We start from the raw sequence: 17,765 nt of genomic DNA on the forward strand, positions 1-17,765 counted from the left end.
CCTGTCACGCCACGGTGCCGGTGTCCCAGGCCCAGACGGCGATGCCGACGCGGTTGCGGACGCCGAGCTTGCGCTGGATCGCGGCGACGTGGGTCTTCACCGTGCCGGCGGAGATGAACAGCTCGGCACCGATCTCCGCGTTGGTCCGGCCCGCCCCGACGTGGGCGGCCACCTCCAGCTCCCGCTCGGTCAGCGCCTCGACCGGCGCGGGCCGGGCCGGGCGGGGTCCCGTGACGTGCTTCAGCAGCCGCACCGTGATCGACGGGCTGATCAGGCTGTCCCCGGCGTAGGCGGCGCGGACCGCCTCGGCCAGCAGCGCCGGGCCGGACCGCTTCAGCAGGAAGCCGGACGCGCCGTCGCGCAGCGCCGGGTACACGTACTCGTCGAGGTCGAACGTGGTCACCACGACGACCCGGGTCGGGCCGCCGGCGAGGTGCCGGGTGACGGTCAGCCCGTCCATCCGCGGCATCCGGATGTCGAGCAGCGCCACGTCGGGCGTGAGCTCGCGGGCCAGCCGCAGCGCCTCCACCCCGTCGGCCGCCTCCGCGACCACGTCCAGGTCGGGCTCGGCGCCGAGGATCCGTCGCAGCCCGTCGCGGACCATCGGCTGGTCGTCGGCGATGAGCACCCGGATCGTCACAACTGAGCAGCCTAGGCGAGCTGCGCCGCCCCGAACGACACGGAGAAGCGCTTGCACCAGATCGTCACGGAGCGCAGGCCCGCGAGGTCGGTGCCGGCGGGGATCGCGTAGGCCTGGTCGCCCTTGTTGCCCTTCAGCCTGCCCAGCTCGACGTACCGGCCGTCGTCGAAGACCGACCAGCCGGCCTTGCCCGCGACGACCGGCTGGTCGGTGAGCCAGACCCGCAGGTCCGGCCCGTCGGAGGTGCTCAGCCCGGCGATCTCCAGCCGGTGGGTGCCGTCGGCCGCCCGGACCAGCCGCGCCGTCCCCGACGTCTCGTGCTCGTGCGTGACGAACGCGCCGCCGGCCACGACGACCGGCGCCACGACGACCGGCGCCGCGGTGCCGCTCTGCGTCGCGCCGGCACTCCCCTGCGCCTGGCCCGTCACGGCCGGCCCGGTCGGCGCCGTCAGGGCCTCGTGCACGGTCGTGTCGGTGAACAGGCGCCAGGGCGCGAACCAGTACAGGCCGAACCCCAGCACGACGACGAGGACGACGGCCGGGACGGCCAGCTTCCATCTCATGCGCTTCAGTGAACCGGCCACCCGTTCCGCGCGGCCAGCCTCCGCGTGCTTACCGGGTGCTTACGGTTCGCCTCATGAGGGCAGGATGCGGGCCGCCGCGGCGGCGGTGTGCCAGCGGCTGACGAAGCCGAAGATCTGGCCGTACAGGTCGTCGTCGGAGAACTGGTCGATGTCGTCGATCGGGATGAAGCCCGCGTTGTCGACCAGGCCGCCGCGGACGTTGTCGAGGCGGGCGAGGACGCCGTAGTCGGCCACGCCGAGGCCGAGGAACATCCAGTACACGGGGCGGTCGCTCGAACGGACCAGCAGCTCGGTGATCTGCTTCTCCGCGTGGACGCCACCGTCGGACCAGAACAGCACGAGCGTCGGGTGGGGTGACGGCTCGGCGGCGGTCCAGTCCAGGATCTCCTTCATGACGCGGGGCTCGAAGTTGCCGCCCTCGGCGCGCTTCTTGTCGGCGGCCAGGCGGTCGAGGTAGTCGTGGGCGTCGGCGACGCGGACCGGAGCGGAGCGGACCGGGAAGTCGCCGAAGAACCACACCTCCATCTCGCCGTTGTCGTCGAGGAGGTCGGCGATCACGACCATCCGCTCCAGGGAGCGCTGCATGACGCCGCTGCGGAAGAGCTTCTTCGTGGAGCCGCTGCAGTCGATGGCCAGCACCACGCGGAACGTGCGCCCGTCGAGGCCGCTCTTGACGAGGGAGACGGCGACGGCGTACTTGCGCAGGTCGACGTTCGACGCGCCGGGCGCGGGCTTGGCGAGGCTGATCTGCTTGGCCTTCGTGAGGCCGACGGCCGGCGCCGCAGGCGACGGGCCCGCCGACGGTGGCGGCGGCGCGAAACCAACCGGAGCCGCGGCCGGCGGCGGTGCGAACCCGACCGGCGCGGCGGCCTGAGCAGGCTGCGGCGCGAAACCGACCGGAGCAGCCGGAGCGGCCGAGGGCGGTGGGGGCGGTGGGGGCGCGAAAACCGGGGCCGCGGCGGCCGGGGGCGCGGGCTCCTCGTCGACCGTCAGGCCGGCGTCGGTGACCAAGCCGCGCAGGCCGTCGGTGAAGCCGTCGCCGACGCAGCGGACCTTGATCGCGTCGCGGTGGCGGTAGACGTCGCCGACGATGAGGGCGTCCTGGACGTCGGGGGTGCCGAGGTCGAGGCCGTACAGCTCGCCGTCCGGACCGTGCACCGAGGCGCGCAGCCCCGGCACCGCGGCGAAGGTGCCACCGGCGACGGTCAGGCCGATCCTGACCCGGACCGTGGAGCCCGACCAGCCACCCGGGGTGACCTGGAGTTGGTGCCGGGTGACGCCGGCGACGGTCTGCGGCGGCAGCCACCGCGCCCCCGCCCCGCCGGGCTGGTTGTAGAAGACCATCGCCTCGTCGCCGGGAGCCCGGCCGGACTCGTCCAGCAGAAACGCGACCAGGTCGACCTCAGGTCCCGCCGAGTGGCTCACTTCCACGGTGTAGGACGCCGCCACCGGCAACGCCGTGTTCTGCCCTCGGGCCAGGATCGCAACGGTCACGCCGACGATTGCACCACAACGAGGCCAGTCCCTGACCGGCCTGACCGGCCGAACTGTCATGCCGCCCGGGTGGGGTGCAGGCCCGTGCCCCCCAGGAATCTGGAACTCGTAAGCGCACGGGCCGACGCCATGGCCCGTGACGACGGATCGCTGATCAGGGAGTATCCATGACCAGTTCCACTGCCGAGCGTGGCCGCACCGAGACCAGCGAGCGCGAAGAGGAAGGCCCGCTGCACCCGCTGCTGCTGGCCGCGCTCATGTCCCGCCGCGAGGAGCGCGGCGAAGGCATCTTCGAGCACCCGCTCCTCCTCGCGGCGCTCGCCCGGCGCCGCGGCGAGGAGGGCGAAGGCAGCATGATCGAGCATCCGCTGCTGCTCGCCGCGCTCGCCCGGCGCCGCGGCGAGGAGGGCGAGAGCATGATCGAGCACCCGCTGCTGCTCGCGATGCTCGCCCGGCGCCGCGGCGAGGAGAGCGAGAGCATGATCGAGCACCCGCTGCTGCTCGCGATGCTCGCCCGACGCCGCGGCGAGGAGAGCGAGAGCAGCATCATCGAGCACCCGCTCCTGCTCGCCGCGCTCGCCTCGCGGAAGCGGCGGGGCAAGAACATCGTCGAGCACCCACTCCTGCTCGCCGCGCTGATGGCGCGCAACTGACCCGACCATCCCGGTCCCGTCCCCGGCCGTACCGCGGCCGGGGACGGGACATTCGCCGATTTCAAGGGAGGCACCATCGTGGCGGCTGAATCGTCGACACCACACGATCCCGACCAACCACAGCAGGTCGAGGCACTCATCGACGAGCTGATCCTGGAGATCCTCGACAGCGCCGACCAGGGGCAGATCACGAAGGCCCCCGGCCGGGGCCGCGGCCCGATGCCGGGAGGCCTGCTGGAGAGTCTCCGGGCCGGCATGGCACGGGGCGGCATGGCGCGGGGCGGGTCGACGCTGGAGCGGATGCTCATGGCCGAGGCTCTCGCCGGGGTGCTCGCCGACGCGCTCGCACCCGCCCTGGCGGAGGCGCTCGCCCCCAGGATCATGAAGGTCCTGCAGGGCAACGAGGGGGACGAGCCGGCCGGCGACGCGCGGACACCCGCGAAAGCGACGCCGAGCCGGTCGCACACCCGCAAGTCAGAGTCGAAATAGCGCGGCGGCCGCTCCCCCACCAGGAGAGCGGCCGCTTTGCTCGGCACGTGCTGGTTTACGGGTGAGCCACCGGCCGGACCGCGGCGGCGTCGCGGCGCATGATGAAGGCGCACGCGATCTCCGCGCACCCGATCACCAGCGCGCTGATCCCGGTCAGCAGCACCATCGCGGTGAGCGTGACGCCCGGCCACATGACGAACACGAGCCCGACGACCAGCGAGGCCACGCCCATGGTCGTGAGCCACACCCGCGTCCTGCCGTGCGTCATCAGCCCGATGCCGATCTCCGACAGCCCGGTCAGCAGCCAGGCCAGCCCGACGATCAGCGCGAGGGCCACCACGCCGGCCATGACGTCGCGCAGGCACGCGATGCCCACCACCACCATCGCCGCGCCCACCACGCCGGTCATCAGTCGCCGCCCCGCCGCATGATGGTCGGTGAGGGCCGCCGCGAGCCGCATGACGCCCGCGACGAGCAGCCAGATGCCGACCAGCGCGCCGAGGACCCGCAGGGTCTCGCCCGGCCAGACGAGCACCACGAGCCCGAACAGCGCGGTGGCCGCGCCGAGCACCAGGGTCTGCCGGAACGGCACCGCCGCCTGCGACGACTTCTGCACCGCACCGCCGTGTCTCGCTGAGAACGTCGCCATGTCCCCTCCTTCTCACCTTCGTTCCACCCCACGATTCACCCGCATACGAGCCACGTCATCGCCCGTCGAGGGTGGGGATGTCAGAAGGCGAGCCAGACGGCCGCCGCCGCGGCCACGAGCAGGCCGATGTTGAGCCCGATCAGCCGGGCCTCGCCGCGCGACAGGTGCACCGCGATGCCGCCGACCTGGATCAGCACCAGACCCGCCGCCGCCGCGACGGCCAGCCACGGCGCGATCCCGGTCAGCCGCGGCAGGATCAGGCCCGCCGCGCCGAGGACCTCCAGCACGCCGATCGTCCGGACGAGCGGCATCGGGACCCGGTCGACCCAGCCCATCATCGGCAGCAGCCGCTCCTGGCTCTGCGTGATCTTCTTGCCGCCGGCGTACAGGTAGAACACCGCGAGCAGCCCGCCGACGATCCAGTACGCGATCTCCATGTGCGCCCCTCACCAGGATGGTTACCAGTCGTAAGTGACCACATGGTGCGTCACTATTGAGGGGCTTACAAAAGGCACACGCGTGTGCGTGACGCACAAGGGATGGTCATGTCCGAGTACGAGCACACCTGCATGATCCGGGGCGACGGCGGCCGGACGATCCGCGCGATCCTCGACCAGATCTGCAACAAGTGGACCCTGCTGATCGTGGCCACCCTCGACCAGGGGACGCTCCGCTTCACCGACCTGCACCAGCAGATCCCGGGCATCTCACAACGGATGCTGACCCTGACACTGCGCCACCTGGAGCGCGACGGCCTGGTCGCCAGGACGGTGCACGCCGAGGTCCCGCCCCGCGTCGAGTACACGCTGACCTCGACCGGCAAGAGCCTCATCGCACCCGCGCTCGCCCTCGCCGGCTGGGCCATCGAGCACGTCCCGCACATCGAGGCGAGCCGGGCGGCCTACGAGGCACGCGCCTGAGCGATCGGGCGGCCCACGAAAGGTCAGTACTCGTCCTTGCGCCGCCACCAGATGCCGGTCTCGTTGCGCCCCAGCGGCGCCCGGTCGAGCCACTGGTACATGCCCCAGATCGCGTCCACGCCGCGCTCGTAGGTGGAGTACGTGTGGTGGACGGCGCCGTCCTCGTCGCGCACGAACGCGCTCAGGCCCGGGCCCTGCTGCCGGTAGGTGGACCAGTCGACGCCGACCCCGCCGGCGAGCTCGAGCACGTCGGGGCGCATCTCTCCGGACTCCGGCTGCCGGACGTCCATCTGCCGGTAGTTGTACTCCACGCTGCCGGACCGCCACTCCTCGGCGGAGTGCGTCACGCGGAAGTCGTAGTTGAAGTCGCTGCCGGCCGACGACGCCCACGGGAACGTCCAGCCCATCCGCTCCCGGTACGCCAGCAGCTTCGCCAGCGGCGCCTGCGACACCGCGTGCAGCGTCACGTCGTGGTTCGCGAGGTGGACGACGGACCCGTTGAAGCCGTCCGCGATCGAGGAGCACGACGGGCAGCCCGCGGTGTAGTCCGGCCCGAACATGAAGTGGTAGATCAGCAGCTGCGACCTGCCGCGGAACAGGTCGGCGAGGGTCGCCGGCCCGTCCTCGGTGTCGAAGCGGTACTCCTTGTCGATCCGCACCCACGGCAGCTCCTGCCGCTGCCGGGCCACGGCGTCGCCGCGCCGGGTGAGCTCCTTCTCGGCCTCGAGCAGCTCCAGCCGCGCCGCCAGCCACTCCTCGCGCGTCCCGACCTTGTGGTCGATCATCTCTTCCCCCTGACTCCGGTCTCCTGTAGCAACCCAACGGTTGCACAATCTCGGACCGAACGCAACCAGAAGGTTGCGTCAATTTTCGTGTAAGCAATGCGACACGGGCTTGCGGACCGGTCGCCGACTACGACAGCGTGCACTCGTACTTTCACCGACAGCGATGTGTCCGCACGCCTTGCACAGTCACGGGGGTGACCGAGCTTGACGGTTGAGTTCGCCGCGGTTGCCGAGGGGGAAGTGCTCGCCAGGCGATCGGCGCGGCAGCTCGCGGAGTCGGTGGCGGCGCTCGCGCTCATTGTGCTCTTCTCGCCGCTGCTGCTGGCGGCCTACGCCGCGGTCGCACTGACCAGCCCCGGGCCCGCCCTGTTCCGGCAGGACCGGGTCGGCCTGCGCCGCCAGGTCTTCACGATGTTCAAGTTCCGCACCATGTACGACGGCAACGACGACACCGAGCACCGCCGCCTCATGCGCGAGCAGCTCGTCGCCGAGGTGCCACCCACCGGCGGCGAGCCCGGCATCTACAAGTTCGCCCGCGACCCCCGCGTCACCCCGATCGGGCGGCTGCTGCGCCAGTACAGCGTCGACGAGCTCCCGCAGCTGTGGAACGTCGTGCGCGGCGAGATGTCGCTGGTCGGCCCGCGCCCCTACGTCCCGTGGGAGGCGGAGCTCTTCCCCGCCGACGTCGAGCGGCGCTTCAGCGTGCGGCCCGGCATGACCGGGCTGTGGCAGGTCAGCGGCCGCAGCACGCTCGACTTCCGCAGCGCGCTGCGGCTCGACGTCCACTACGCCGACAACCGGTCGCTCTGGCTGGACCTGCGCATCCTCGCCCGCACGGCGATCGTCGTGTTCGACCGCTCGGCGAGCCGGTAGCCGGATGCCTCGGCCTCCCCGCCCGCGGGTCCGGCACATCGCGATCGTCGTGGCCAACCTGCCCGCCGAGCGGGACCGCCGCGTCATCCGCGAGAGCCTGTCGCTGGAGTCGCGTGGCTACGGCGTGACGATCATCGCCCCGCGCGGCGCCGCGCGCGGAATCCTGCCGGGCAGCCGCGACGTGCGCCTGCGCCCGTACCCACTGCTGGTCACCGGCTCCGGCGTCGTCACCTTCGCCCTCGAGTTCGTGTGGTCCTTCCTCTGCGTCGCCGTCCGCCTCGCCGGCGAGGTCCTCCGCGGCCGCGCCCACGCGGTGCAGGTCTGCAACCCGCCCGACGTGTACTGGCCCCTCGCCCTGGTGTTCCGGCTGCTGCGCCGCCCCTGGGTCTTCGACCACCACGACCTGTGCCCCGAGATCCTGGCCACCCGCAGCGGCTCGGACGGCGGGGGGCTCGCGTTCCGCGTCCTCGTCCTCTTCGAGTGGCTCACCCTGCGCACCGCGACCGCGGTCTTCGCCACCAACGAGTCCTTCCGCGCCAACGCGCTGCGCCGCGGCGTGCCCGCGCACAAGGTGACCGTCGTGCGCAACGGGCCGTCGGCGCGCGAGGTCGGCGTGGCGCCCCCCGCTCCCGCGGCCGGGCACCGGATCGCCTACCTCGGCGTGCTGGGCCCCCAGGACAACGTCGAAGGCGCCGTCCTCGCCGCCGAGGAGCTCACCCGCCACCGCGGCCGCACCGGCTGGCGCATGGTCATCGCCGGCGACGGCGAGTCTCGGCCCGCCCTCATGAAGCTCACCGCGGACCGCGGCCTGACCGACGTCGTCGACCTCCCCGGCTGGCTCGACGCCGTCGAGGTCGACGCCCTCCTGCGCACCGCGACCGTCGCCATCCAGCCCGACCTGCCGACCCGCATGAACGACCGGTCCACCATGGCCAAGACCGTCGAATACCTGGCCCGCGGTGTCCCGGTCGTCGCCGCCGATCTCACCGAGACCCGCCGCACCGCGGCCGGCGCGGCGCTCTACGTCCCCGCCGCCACCCCGGCCGCCTTCGCGGCCGCCCTCGACGCGCTGCTCGACGACCCGCCCCGCCGCGCGGCCATGAGCGCCGCCGGCCGCCACCGCTTCGAGACCTTCCTGTCCTGGGACCACCAGGCCGAGGCCTACCTCGCCGTCTGGTCCCGGCTCCTGCCCACCGCCGCCACCCGGATCCCCGCCCAGCGCCCGGCGCCCGGCCCGGCGCTCCGCCACAGGTCAGACGCAGATGACGGCGACGCCGGTGGCGCGGACGGCGGCGAGCTCGGCGGGGTCGGCGGTGGAGTCGGTGACCAGGGTGGAGACCTCGGCCAGCGGGGCGATGGTGGCCAGGCAGTCGCGGCCGATCTTTGAGCCGTCGGCGACGACGATGACCTGGGTGGCGCGGCGGAGCATGGTGGCGTTGGTGTTGGCCTCGATGTCGTCGTGGGTGGTGAGGCCGCCGGCGGCGGTGATGCCGTCGACGCCGATGACGGCCGCCTGGAGGTGGAGTCCGTTCAGGGTGCGGTCGGCGATGGGGCCGACGAGCTCGTAGGACTGGGTGCGGGTGACACCGCCGGTCATGATCAGCTTCAGCCGGGGGCGCAGTGCCAGCTCGGCGGCGATGTTGACGGCGTTGGTGACGACGGTCAGGTCGACGCGGGTCGCCAGGAGCCGGGCGAGCAGGTGGGTGGTGGTGCCGCCGGTGAGGCCCAGGGTGAGCGGGCCGTGCGGGAGCAGCTCGAACGCGCGCTGCGCGATGCGGGCCTTGGCCTCGCGGTGCTGGCCGGTGCGGTAGCGGACCGGGAGCTCGGCGAGGGACGGGGACGCGGCGACCGCCCCGCCGTGGGTGCGGGCGAGGAGCTGCTGATCCTCGAGCGTCTGCAGGTCGCGGCGGATCGTGGCGGTGGAGACGCCGAACTCCGAAGCGAGGGCGCCGGCGTCGATGGAGCCGCTGCCCGAGACGCGGGACAGGATCGCCGAGACGCGGTCGGCGCGGCGGCGGCTCACCCGATCACCGAACAAAACGCGCAGTTCAGAATGTCCACTTGTGCAAGATACCTTGTGAGGCGAGCAGGAAACGCGCAACCCTGGTTGGCATGACGGACACCGCGAGGGAGATCGCCAGCCAGCCCGAGACCTGGGCGCGAGCGGCGACCGTGGACGGCAGCGCGCTCACCGGACGGGGCGAGCGCACCCTGGTGCTGGGGTGCGGCACCTCGTGGTTCATGGCGCAGAGCCTGGCCGAGCTGCGCGAGGCCGCCGGCTTCGGCGAGACCGACGCCGTGTGCGCCTCCGAGTTCGTGCCGCGCCGCCGGTACGACCGGGTCATCGCCCTCACCAGGTCGGGCACCTCGACGGAGGTGCTGGACGCGCTGCGGCGCCTCCCGGGGAGCCCGCACCGGGTGGCGGTGACGGCTGTGGACGGGGAGCCGGTCGACGACCTGGTCGACGAGCGGATCCTGCTGGACTTCGCCGACGAGCGCAGCGTCGTGCAGACCAGGTTCCCGACGACGCTGCTGGCGGTGGCCCGCCACGCGTACGGCGAGGACCTGTCACACCTGGTCGAGGACGGCGCGGCGGCGCTGGCGGCGGAGCTGCCGGCGGCCGTGCGGGACGTCGGGCACCTGGTGTTCCTCGGCACCGGCTGGACCGTCGGGCTCGCCCACGAGGCGGCGCTCAAGGTCCGCGAGGCCGCGCAGGCCTGGTCGGAGTCCTACCCGGCGATGGACTACCGGCACGGCCCGGTCGCGGTCGCCGGGCCGGAGAGCCTGGTGTGGGCGTTCGGCGCGGTGCCGGACAGCCTCGACGACACGATCCGCGGCGCCGGCGCCACCCCGGTGCGCAACGGTCTCGACCCACTGGCCCAGCTCGTGCTGGCGCAGCGCTTCGCCGTCGCGCTCGCGGAGCACAAGGGCCTCGACCCGGACCGGCCGCGGCTGCTGACCCGGTCCGTGATCCTGACCCAGCCATGATCCTCACGGTGACGCTGAACCCCGCGCTCGACGTCACGTACACGGTGGACGCGCTGGTGCCGCACGCCACGCACCGCGTCACGGCGGTGCGGGAGCGGGCCGGCGGCAAGGGGCTCAACGTCGCCGCGGTGCTGCACGCGCTCGGCGAGCCGGTCCTCGCGACCGGGCTGCTCGGCGGGGCGACGGGCGCGGCCGTCGCCGCCAGGACCACGGTGCCGCACAGCTTCACGACCATCGGCGGGGAGACGCGGCGGACCGTGACGGTCGTCGACCGGGCCGACGCGACGGGGCTGTGGGAGCCCGGGCCGGCCGTCACGCCGGACGAGTGGGGCGCGTTCCAGGAGCACTACGCGGCCCTCGTCAAGGACGCCGAGGTGGTGGTGCTGTCCGGGTCGCTACCGCGGGGTCTGCCGGCGGACGCCTACGCGACGCTGGTCGGGCTCGCCCGCCGGTACACCTGCCGCAGCGTCCTGGACTCCAGCGGTGACGCGCTCCGGATCGGCGCCGCCGCCGGCCCGGACGTCGTGAAGCCCAACGCGGCCGAGCTGCACGACATCCAGACGCCGCTCCGGGCGGTCGTCGAGACGCACGGCCCGCGAGGGCTGATCGCGCGGACGCCCGAAGGGTCGTGGCGGGCGACCCCACCCGAGGTGGTGACCGGCAACCCGACCGGCGCCGGCGACGCGTGCGCGGCCGCCCTCGCACGGGGGCTGCGGCACGGCACGCCCTGGCCGGAGCTGCTCGCCGACGCGGTCGCCCTGGCCGGCGCCGCCGTCGCCGCACCGGTCGCCGGAGAGATCGACATCAACCACTACCGAGCAACGAGGGAACGGGTCCATGTTCAGCCCCACGGGTGAGATCGTCGAAGCGGCACGCAGCGCGAACGTGGGCGTCGGCGCGTTCAACGTCATCACCGTCGAGCACGCCGAGGCGATCGTCGCGGGGGCGGAGGCGGCGGGCCGCCCCGTCGTGCTGCAGATCAGCGAGAACGCGGTGAAGTTCCACGGGGGGCGCCTGGCGCCGATCGCGGCCGCGGCCCGCCGGGTCGCCGAGCTGTCGTCGGTGCCGGTGGCGCTGCACCTCGACCACGTGGAGAGCGACGAGCTGTTCGACCAGGCCGCGGCGCACGGGTTCGGATCCGCGATGTACGACGCGTCGAAGCTGCCGTTCGAGGCGAACGTGGCCGCGACGAAGGCGGCGGCCGAGCGGGGCCGGGCAGCCGGGATCTGGGTGGAGAGCGAGCTCGGCGAGGTCGGCGGCAAGGACGGCGCGCACGCGCCCGGCGTGCGGACCGACCCGGCGGAGGCGGCGGCGTACGTGGCGGCGACCGGCGTCGACGCGCTCGCCGTCGCGGTCGGGTCGAGCCACGCGATGACGACCCGGACGGCGGCTCTGGACCACGCGCTCATCGCCGCCCTGACGGCGGCGGTGCCCGTCCCGCTGGTGCTGCACGGCTCCTCGGGCGTGCCCGACGACGAGCTGCGCGCGGCGGTCCGCGGCGGCCTCGTGAAGATCAATATCGGCACGGCGCTGAACGTCGCGTTCACCGGCGCGGTGCGGTCGGCGCTCCAGGACGCGGCCGTGGTCGACCCGCGCAAGTACCTGAAGGCCGCGCGGCAGGCGATGGCCGACACGGTGACGCACGCATTGCGGGTCGTGACCGAGCTTTAGGCCACCTTTACGTTCGACTTAGATCTCCCCCGAACGCTTGAGAGAGCGCTCTCCTGGTGTCTACGGTCGCGGTGCTCGCATCGACCAGACCCGTTCCCGGAGGGCTCATGCCGACCCAGCGGCAGACCAGACGACGCACCTTGCTCGCACTTCTCGCCGTGCCGGTCGTCGGCGCGGTCGCCACGACCGTCATCGTCACCACCACCGCCGGCGCCGAGCAGGCCGACACCGCCGGGCTGCTGCAGGCCGAGGCGTGGAGCGCCCAGTCCGGCGCCAGGACCGAGAGCACCGGCGACACCGGCGGCGGCAAGAACGTCGGCTGGCTCGCCAACGGGGACTGGATGCGCTACGACGGCGTGGACCTCGGCGGCACGGGCTCGCTGACCGCCGGCGTCCGGGTCGCCGCGGCCAGCCGGGCCGGTGGCACGGTCGAGCTGCGCGCCGGCACGCAGACCGGTGAGCTGCTCGCCAGCTACCCGGTGAACTCCACCGGCGGCTGGCAGACGTGGACCACGAAGACCGCCGTCAGCCCGACCACGCTGACCGGCAGGCAGACGGTCTTCGTCGTGCTCAAGAGCGACCAGCAGAGCGACTTCATCAACATCAACTGGCTGCAGTTCAAGCGGACGCCGACGGCGACGGTCCCCGGCTCGCCGACCGCTCCGGCATCGCCGACCGCCTCGGCATCGCCCTCCGCTTCAGGAAAACCGCCGGCGCCGCAGACCGGCTGGCCGACCGTCGACCCGGCGAAGCAGGCCGCGGACACCGCCGCGTTCTTCGCCCGCAAGCCGAAGCCGGTCACGAACAACCCGGTGAAGGTCCCCGAGTTCAACGCGCAGTGCACGGTGAGCCACCACAACAACGACGACCCGATCGTCTTCCCCGGCCTGACCGGCGCCGCGCACAACCACACGTTCTTCGGCAACAAGACCACCGACGCGGCCTCGACCACCGAGAGCCTGCTGGCGGGCAACACGACCTGCAACCCGACCGGCGACCACTCGGCGTACTGGATCCCGACGCTGTACCAGAACGGCAAGGTCGTCGACCCGAAGGGCGCGGTCACCGTCTACTACGGCTCGCGGCTCAAGGACCCGAGCAAGACGCAGCCCTTCCCGACCGGGCTGCGGATGATCGCCGGCGACGCGAAGACCCAGACGGATACCCCCGACAAGCAGGGCAACCACTTCTGGTGCGCGGGCATCGGCGGCGCCACCGGCCGCACGCCGGACGGCGAGTACCCGGTCTGCGCCCCGACGGCCGAGCTGGTCCGCCAGATCACGTTCCCCGACTGCTGGGACGGCGTGCACCTGGACAGCCCGAACCACAAGGACCACATGGCCAACGGCGACTACACCGGCGCCTGCCCGAAGTCGCACCCGGTGCCGATCCCGTCGGTCTCGTTCGTCATCGCGTACCCGCTGAACACCAACACCACCGGGATCACGCTCTCGTCGGGCAACGGCTACTCGATGCACGCGGACTTCTTCAACGCGTGGGAGCCGGAGGAGCTGGCCCGGCGGGTCCGGGACTGCCTCGACCAGGGCTACAAGTGCAACTCGGCGGGCAACTTCTAGCCGTTTCCCGCCAGAGCTCGCAATGGCCATCCGCCGCCACGGGTGGCCATTGCGCTGTTCAGGGATGGCCGGGTTCACGGCCGGGGTTCACAGCCGGCTGCCAACCTGGCCGGACCGCGTGCACAGGGACGGGGCCGAGAGTTGCTTCCAGCGGCCCTCCGGGAGCGGGCCGACCGAGACCGGGAGCGACATGATGACCAGCACCGAGCAGCCCACCCCCGTCTGGGCCACCCCCGTCGACAACACACCTGTGCCGGACCTGACGGCACCGGCCTACCAGGGCCAGACTCCGGCCGCGGTCATCGAGGGGCCACCCGCACAGCGCCCGGCGGCCGGGTCGTCGCGGCTCAGGACGGCGATCGTCGGGGCGGTCGCGGCGCTGGTCATCGGCGGCGGCGGGTTCGCCGTGATCAGGTCGTCGCAGGACAGCGCGGCGCCGGCGAGCCAGCAGGCCGGCACGCAGAGAGGTCAGGGAGCGCAGGGGGCTCAGGGGGCTCAGGGGGCTCAGGGGGCTCAGGACGGTCAGGGGGGCCAAGGGGCGCAGGGCGGCGCACCGGACGGCGGTCAGGGTGGGCTCGGCGCGATGGGCGGCGGGATGGGCGGCGGGATGGGCGGCGGGATGGGCGGCGGGATGGGGCGGGGTGCCGGTGGGCTCGCCGGTGTCATGTACGGCGACTTCGTCGCCTCCGACAGCAACGGCGGCTACGTCACCAGGCGGATGCAGACCGGCACGGTCACCGCGGTGAGCGCCACGTCGATCACCGCGAAGAGCGCCGACGGGCACGCGACCACGTTCGCGGTGACGTCGGCGACGACGGTCAGCGGTGCAGGCACGATCGGCGACGTGCAGGTCGGCGACACCGTGACCGTGGTCGGCACGGTCACGGGCGACACCGCGAGCGCCACCGCGATCACCGCCACCGTTCCTGGGGGGAACTGAGAAACATCGGGGGGATCAGGCGTCGGCCAGGGCGCGGGTGCACAGCGTGCGGGCCCACTGGATGCGGTCCAGGGCCACCTCGGGGCGGTCGCCGAAGACCTCGGCGGCGCGGGCGTAGCACTCGTCGGGACCGAGCTGATCGAGGGTCCGGTCGACGGTGTCGCGGACGGTCGCGTCGTCCAGGTCCGCGTGGTTGGGAGTGTCGGAGACGAACAGGGCCATGCACAGGACCGGGTCGACGAGGCAGGTCGTCATGGTGGCTCACCTCTCGGAGAGGTCGTTGTTGTCCTGTCCACCGTCGCTCGGGTGAGGGGGCGGGGCATCTGCGCCAGCATGCGTCCGGGGCTGCGGGTTTCCGGACCCGGAGATACCGGCTGGCAGCCACCGGCATCTCAACTGGCCTCACCCTTCATGGACCCGTCCCTCAGGGGAATTCTGCAGGACAATGTGGTGCCGTGACCGGGCCGGCTGGCGATGTGCATCGTGCCGCCGAGCGCGGCGATCCGGTCACCGAGGCCGATCAGGCCGGTGCCCAGGTGCGGGTCGGCGCCGCCGGTGCCGTCGTCCTCGATCGAGAACTCCAGCGCGCCGCCGTCGAGGTCGTCGGCGACGGACCCGCGGACGGAGATCAGCGTGGGGTGGGCGTGCCGGATCGCGTTGGTGAGCGCCTCGGCGATCACGTAGTACGCGCCGATCTCGATCTTCGTGTCGAGCCGCGAGGGCAGGTCGAGCCGCACCTCCACCGGCACCGGCGACCGGCGCCCCAGCGACTTGACCGCCGGCACCAGCCCGCCGTCGGACAGGATCGACGGGTGGATGCCGCGGGCGAGCTCGCGCAGCTCGTCGATCGCCTCAGCCAGGTCGGTGCCGATGTGCGACAGCCGCTCCCGCAGGTCGCCGCCGGCCTGCGCCTCGGTCGCCCGCAGCTGCAGCAGCAGCGCGATCAGCCGCTGCTGGGTGCCGTCGTGCAGGTCGCGTTCGATCCGGCGGCGGCCCTCGTCGGTCGCGGCGACGACCCTCGCCCGCGAGGCGGTCAGGTCGGCGCGGGCCTGCGAGCTGGCGATCGAGCTGGCGACCAGGTCGGTGAACTCGGCGGCGCGGGCGGCGTCGTCCTGCAGCAGCGGCCGGGCGCAGGTCGACAGGGCCTTCAGCACGCCCCAGGTGCGGCCGGCGACGAGGACCGGCGCGCCGATCGCGGAGCGGATCGAGAGGTCGCCGAACTCCCGGGCGAGGAAGCCCGCGTTCGAGGGGCTCTCGATGTGGACCGGCTTGCCCGAGCGCAGCACCCGCCCGGCCACGCCCTCACGATCCAGGATGACCTTGCCCGGCGAGATGCGGTGCGCGGCGTCGGCGCTCCAGGTCGCCACGACGGTGCCCTCGCCGTCGGGTTCGAAGCGGACCAGGGCGGTGGCGTCGGCGCCGAAGAGCTTGCCGGCCTCCTCGGTCACGGCGCCGAACACGGCCACCGCCGGCCGGCCCTTGGCCGCGACGGTCGCCACCCTGCGCAGTGCCGCCTGCTCGGCGGCCACCGAGCTGAGCGTGGAGCGGCTGCGTCTCAGGGCGCCGACCATCGAGTTGAACGTGCGCTGCATGCTGCCGATCTCGACCGCCCCGTCGGTGGCGACCCGGACGCTCAGGTCGCCGCGGGCGACTTCGTCGGCCGCCGAGACGAGCCGGCGCAGTGGCCGCACCACCATCACGGCGAGGGAGCGGGTCAGGATCGCGACGCCGAACATGGCGGTGGTGAAGCCGCCGATGCCCGCGACGAGGGCCCGCCGCCCGGCGAGCATCGACTCACGGCGGCTCTGCTCGACGGTGCGGCGCTGGGCGGCGGCGAAGTCGTCGAACTCCTGGCGCAGCGCGGAGATCTGCCGCTGCCCCTGAAGGACCGATGTGGGGCTGATGTTCTTCGGCACGGCGCCCTCCTCCAGGGCGATGGAAGGGTCGGCGTAATCGTCGAGATAGTTGGTGATGTCCAGGTTGAGCACGGCGACGCGGGCGGTCTGCACGCGGTCGCCGGCGACGGTCGCGGCCAGCTCCTGCTGCTGTGCCGGGATCTGCTCCTGGGCGGCCTTCCACGGCACGAGCACCGCGGGGTCACGGGTGAGCGCGAAGCCGCGGCGGCCGGCCTCGACGTCCAGCAGGAGCCGCTCGAGGGTGGTGGCGGCGGAGACCGATCGCTCGGCCCGGGTGACTGCGAGGACGGATTCGCGCAGCTGGTAGACGGACAGGAGGATGGCGGCGAACGCCGTGCTGATCAGCAGTGTGAACAGCGCGCAGGTGACCCCTAGGCGGAGCGTCAACCCCCCGTGCATGGGGTGTCCTTACCCCCTAACGCGGGGATATGTTGGATTTGATGACATCTGTGGTGGTCGCTGACGATGACGTGCTGCTCCGAGAGGGCCTCGCCAGCCTGCTCGACCGTCATGGGTACACCGTGGCCGGAGTTGCCGACGACGGATCGCACCTGCTGCGGCTGGTCGAGGAGGTCAGGCCCGACCTCGCGGTGGTGGACATCCGCATGCCCCCGACACACACCAACGAGGGGCTGGCCGCGGCGCGGGAGATCAGGAGCCGGTTCCCGTCGGTGGCGATCCTCGTGCTGTCGGCGTTCGTCGAGGTGGAGCACGCGATCGAGCTGCTGGCCAGCGGCGAGCGGATCGGGTACCTGCTGAAGACCCGGATCACCGACGTCGAGGAGTTCCTGGAGACGCTGCACCGGGTGCAGGACGGCGGGACCGTCGTCGACCCGGCGGTGGTGCAGGAGCTCGTCGCGGCGCACCGGCGGCGGGACCCGCTCGACGTGCTGAGCCCCCGGGAGCGGGAGGTGCTCGCGCTGATGGCGGAGGGCCGGTCCAACGCGGGGGTGGCGAAGCAGCTGTGGGTCACCGAGGGCACCGTCGAGAAGCACGTCAGGTCGATCCTGACCAAGCTCGACCTGCCGGAGACCGACGAGACCCACCGCCGGGTCCTGGCGGTGCTCACGTTCCTTGAAGCCGCGTCAGCAGGCACTTGATCGCCGAGGCGGACAGGTGCTCCTTCGGCAGGAAGCCGATCGCCCGGCTGTCCGCGAGCAGGTCGGCCACCTCTTCCGCGGAGAACGCCGACACCATGATGACGGGGCTCTCCTCGATCCGGGCGGCGAGATCGAACCCGCTCTCCGCCCCGAGGCCGACGTCCACCAGCACCACGTCCGGCCGCTGCGCGTCGATCGCCCGCAGCGCCCCCTGGCTGTCCGCGGCGTCCCCGACCACGGCGATCCCCTGCGCGGTCAGCAGACGTTTGGCTCCCGCGCGGAAGCGCTCCGAGTCGTCGACGATGACGCAGCGGATCGTCATACCTTGAACGGTGCCAGCCCAGCCGCCCGCTGACCTTACGGCTAGCCGGAAAGACCGGATGTCACCACCACGCCCACCACCCCGGGCCGGCGGTGCGGCCGATCGCCATGAGCCCGGCCGCCACTTTTGCCGACCCTCGGATGCGGGCCGGGCGGGGCGCCGGA

General features: G+C 72.7%; 20 protein-coding genes and 1 pseudogene. 11 read left to right on the forward strand and 10 right to left on the reverse strand.

Annotation, left to right across the window (positions count from 1 at the left end; translation table 11 throughout):
- Positions 1 to 4: 4 nt before the first annotated feature.
- The 3 genes from AB0I21_RS09600 to AB0I21_RS09610 all read right to left on the reverse strand — a co-directional run bounded on the left by AB0I21_RS09600 (position 5) and on the right by AB0I21_RS09610 (position 2,718).
- Positions 5 to 640, reverse strand: a complete 636-nt coding sequence (locus AB0I21_RS09600; protein WP_360559909.1) for a response regulator transcription factor — start codon at positions 638 to 640, stop codon at positions 5 to 7.
- An 11-nt stretch (positions 641 to 651) separates the two neighbouring features.
- Positions 652 to 1,203 carry a DM13 domain-containing protein gene (locus tag AB0I21_RS09605; RefSeq protein ID WP_360559910.1) on the reverse strand — a complete coding sequence of 184 codons (552 nt, stop codon included), beginning with the start codon at positions 1,201 to 1,203 and terminating at the stop codon, positions 652 to 654.
- 72 nt (positions 1,204 to 1,275) lie between these two features.
- On the reverse strand, positions 1,276 to 2,718 hold the full coding sequence (locus tag AB0I21_RS09610) for a VWA domain-containing protein (protein WP_360559911.1): 1,443 nt from the start codon (positions 2,716 to 2,718) through the stop codon (positions 1,276 to 1,278).
- A gap of 167 nt (positions 2,719 to 2,885) precedes the next feature.
- On the opposite strand from AB0I21_RS09610, the gene AB0I21_RS09615 reads away from it, so the two are divergent.
- Positions 2,886 to 3,371, forward strand: coding sequence for a hypothetical protein (locus AB0I21_RS09615; RefSeq protein WP_360559912.1), 486 nt, complete (start codon positions 2,886 to 2,888; stop codon positions 3,369 to 3,371).
- 78 nt (positions 3,372 to 3,449) lie between these two features.
- Entirely contained in the window at positions 3,450 to 3,860 is a 411-nt protein-coding gene (locus AB0I21_RS09620; RefSeq protein WP_360559913.1) for a hypothetical protein, read from the forward strand.
- Between the two features lie 55 nt (positions 3,861 to 3,915).
- On the opposite strand, the gene AB0I21_RS09625 is transcribed toward AB0I21_RS09620, so the two are convergent.
- Positions 3,916 to 4,509: a DUF308 domain-containing protein gene (locus AB0I21_RS09625; RefSeq protein WP_360559914.1), complete on the reverse strand. Its 594-nt coding sequence runs from the start codon at positions 4,507 to 4,509 to the stop codon at positions 3,916 to 3,918.
- An 80-nt stretch (positions 4,510 to 4,589) separates the two neighbouring features.
- On the reverse strand, positions 4,590 to 4,946 hold the full coding sequence (locus tag AB0I21_RS09630; protein ID WP_344501383.1) for a DoxX family protein: 357 nt from the start codon (positions 4,944 to 4,946) through the stop codon (positions 4,590 to 4,592).
- Between the two features lie 108 nt (positions 4,947 to 5,054).
- On the opposite strand from AB0I21_RS09630, the gene AB0I21_RS09635 reads away from it, so the two are divergent.
- Positions 5,055 to 5,429 (forward strand): helix-turn-helix domain-containing protein, encoded by a 375-nt coding sequence (locus AB0I21_RS09635; protein ID WP_360559915.1) that lies wholly within the window; start codon positions 5,055 to 5,057, stop codon positions 5,427 to 5,429.
- A 23-nt stretch (positions 5,430 to 5,452) separates the two neighbouring features.
- On the opposite strand, the gene AB0I21_RS09640 is transcribed toward AB0I21_RS09635, so the two are convergent.
- Entirely contained in the window at positions 5,453 to 6,214 is a 762-nt protein-coding gene (locus AB0I21_RS09640) for a thioredoxin family protein (RefSeq protein WP_360559916.1), read from the reverse strand.
- Positions 6,215 to 6,418: 204 nt separating this feature from the next.
- Here AB0I21_RS09640 and AB0I21_RS09645 point away from each other — a divergent pair, with 204 nt between their 5' ends.
- Together AB0I21_RS09645 and AB0I21_RS09650 are read left to right on the forward strand one after the other, a co-directional pair.
- Positions 6,419 to 7,087, forward strand: coding sequence for a sugar transferase (locus tag AB0I21_RS09645; RefSeq protein WP_360559917.1), 669 nt, complete (start codon positions 6,419 to 6,421; stop codon positions 7,085 to 7,087).
- A 4-nt stretch (positions 7,088 to 7,091) separates the two neighbouring features.
- Positions 7,092 to 8,243 (forward strand): annotated as a pseudogene (locus AB0I21_RS09650) (glycosyltransferase family 4 protein); the annotation flags it as partial.
- A gap of 96 nt (positions 8,244 to 8,339) precedes the next feature.
- Here AB0I21_RS09650 and AB0I21_RS09655 read toward each other — a convergent pair.
- The gene (locus AB0I21_RS09655; RefSeq protein ID WP_360559918.1) at positions 8,340 to 9,110 is read right to left on the reverse strand and encodes a DeoR/GlpR family DNA-binding transcription regulator; all 771 of its coding nucleotides are present in this window, start codon (positions 9,108 to 9,110) and stop codon (positions 8,340 to 8,342) included.
- Between the two features lie 89 nt (positions 9,111 to 9,199).
- Between AB0I21_RS09655 and AB0I21_RS09660 the strand changes: the two genes are divergently transcribed.
- From AB0I21_RS09660 to AB0I21_RS09680, 5 genes are all read left to right on the forward strand, one after another.
- A complete protein-coding gene (locus tag AB0I21_RS09660; protein ID WP_360559919.1) occupies positions 9,200 to 10,075 on the forward strand; it encodes a sugar isomerase in 876 nt (291 codons plus the stop codon).
- A gap of 8 nt (positions 10,076 to 10,083) precedes the next feature.
- Complete coding sequence (locus tag AB0I21_RS09665; protein WP_360559920.1) at positions 10,084 to 10,932, forward strand: PfkB family carbohydrate kinase; 849 nt, start codon at positions 10,084 to 10,086, stop codon at positions 10,930 to 10,932.
- On the forward strand, positions 10,913 to 11,746 hold the full coding sequence (locus AB0I21_RS09670; RefSeq protein ID WP_360559921.1) for a class II fructose-bisphosphate aldolase: 834 nt from the start codon (positions 10,913 to 10,915) through the stop codon (positions 11,744 to 11,746). Before AB0I21_RS09665 ends, AB0I21_RS09670 begins: the two co-directional genes overlap by 20 nt.
- A gap of 140 nt (positions 11,747 to 11,886) precedes the next feature.
- Positions 11,887 to 13,323, forward strand: a complete 1,437-nt coding sequence (locus AB0I21_RS09675; RefSeq protein ID WP_360559922.1) for a DUF1996 domain-containing protein — start codon at positions 11,887 to 11,889, stop codon at positions 13,321 to 13,323.
- Between the two features lie 190 nt (positions 13,324 to 13,513).
- A complete protein-coding gene (locus AB0I21_RS09680; RefSeq protein ID WP_360559923.1) occupies positions 13,514 to 14,263 on the forward strand; it encodes a hypothetical protein in 750 nt (249 codons plus the stop codon).
- A 15-nt stretch (positions 14,264 to 14,278) separates the two neighbouring features.
- Here the strand turns inward: AB0I21_RS09680 and AB0I21_RS09685 are convergent, their stop codons facing one another.
- Complete coding sequence (locus AB0I21_RS09685; RefSeq protein ID WP_344501373.1) at positions 14,279 to 14,518, reverse strand: hypothetical protein; 240 nt, start codon at positions 14,516 to 14,518, stop codon at positions 14,279 to 14,281.
- A 137-nt stretch (positions 14,519 to 14,655) separates the two neighbouring features.
- On the reverse strand, positions 14,656 to 16,578 hold the full coding sequence (locus AB0I21_RS09690) for a CHASE3 domain-containing protein (protein WP_360559924.1): 1,923 nt from the start codon (positions 16,576 to 16,578) through the stop codon (positions 14,656 to 14,658).
- A gap of 41 nt (positions 16,579 to 16,619) precedes the next feature.
- On the opposite strand from AB0I21_RS09690, the gene AB0I21_RS09695 reads away from it, so the two are divergent.
- Positions 16,620 to 17,279: a response regulator transcription factor gene (locus tag AB0I21_RS09695; protein WP_344501371.1), complete on the forward strand. Its 660-nt coding sequence runs from the start codon at positions 16,620 to 16,622 to the stop codon at positions 17,277 to 17,279.
- Here AB0I21_RS09695 and AB0I21_RS09700 read toward each other — a convergent pair.
- Positions 17,245 to 17,601, reverse strand: coding sequence for a response regulator transcription factor (locus AB0I21_RS09700; protein WP_360559925.1), 357 nt, complete (start codon positions 17,599 to 17,601; stop codon positions 17,245 to 17,247). The two genes, AB0I21_RS09695 and AB0I21_RS09700, sit on opposite strands and share 35 nt — an antisense overlap.
- Positions 17,602 to 17,765 lie beyond the last annotated feature (164 nt).

The sequence above is a fragment of the Dactylosporangium sp. NPDC050588 genome (assembly GCF_040654975.1).
Classification (GTDB): domain Bacteria; phylum Actinomycetota; class Actinomycetes; order Mycobacteriales; family Micromonosporaceae; genus Dactylosporangium; species Dactylosporangium maewongense.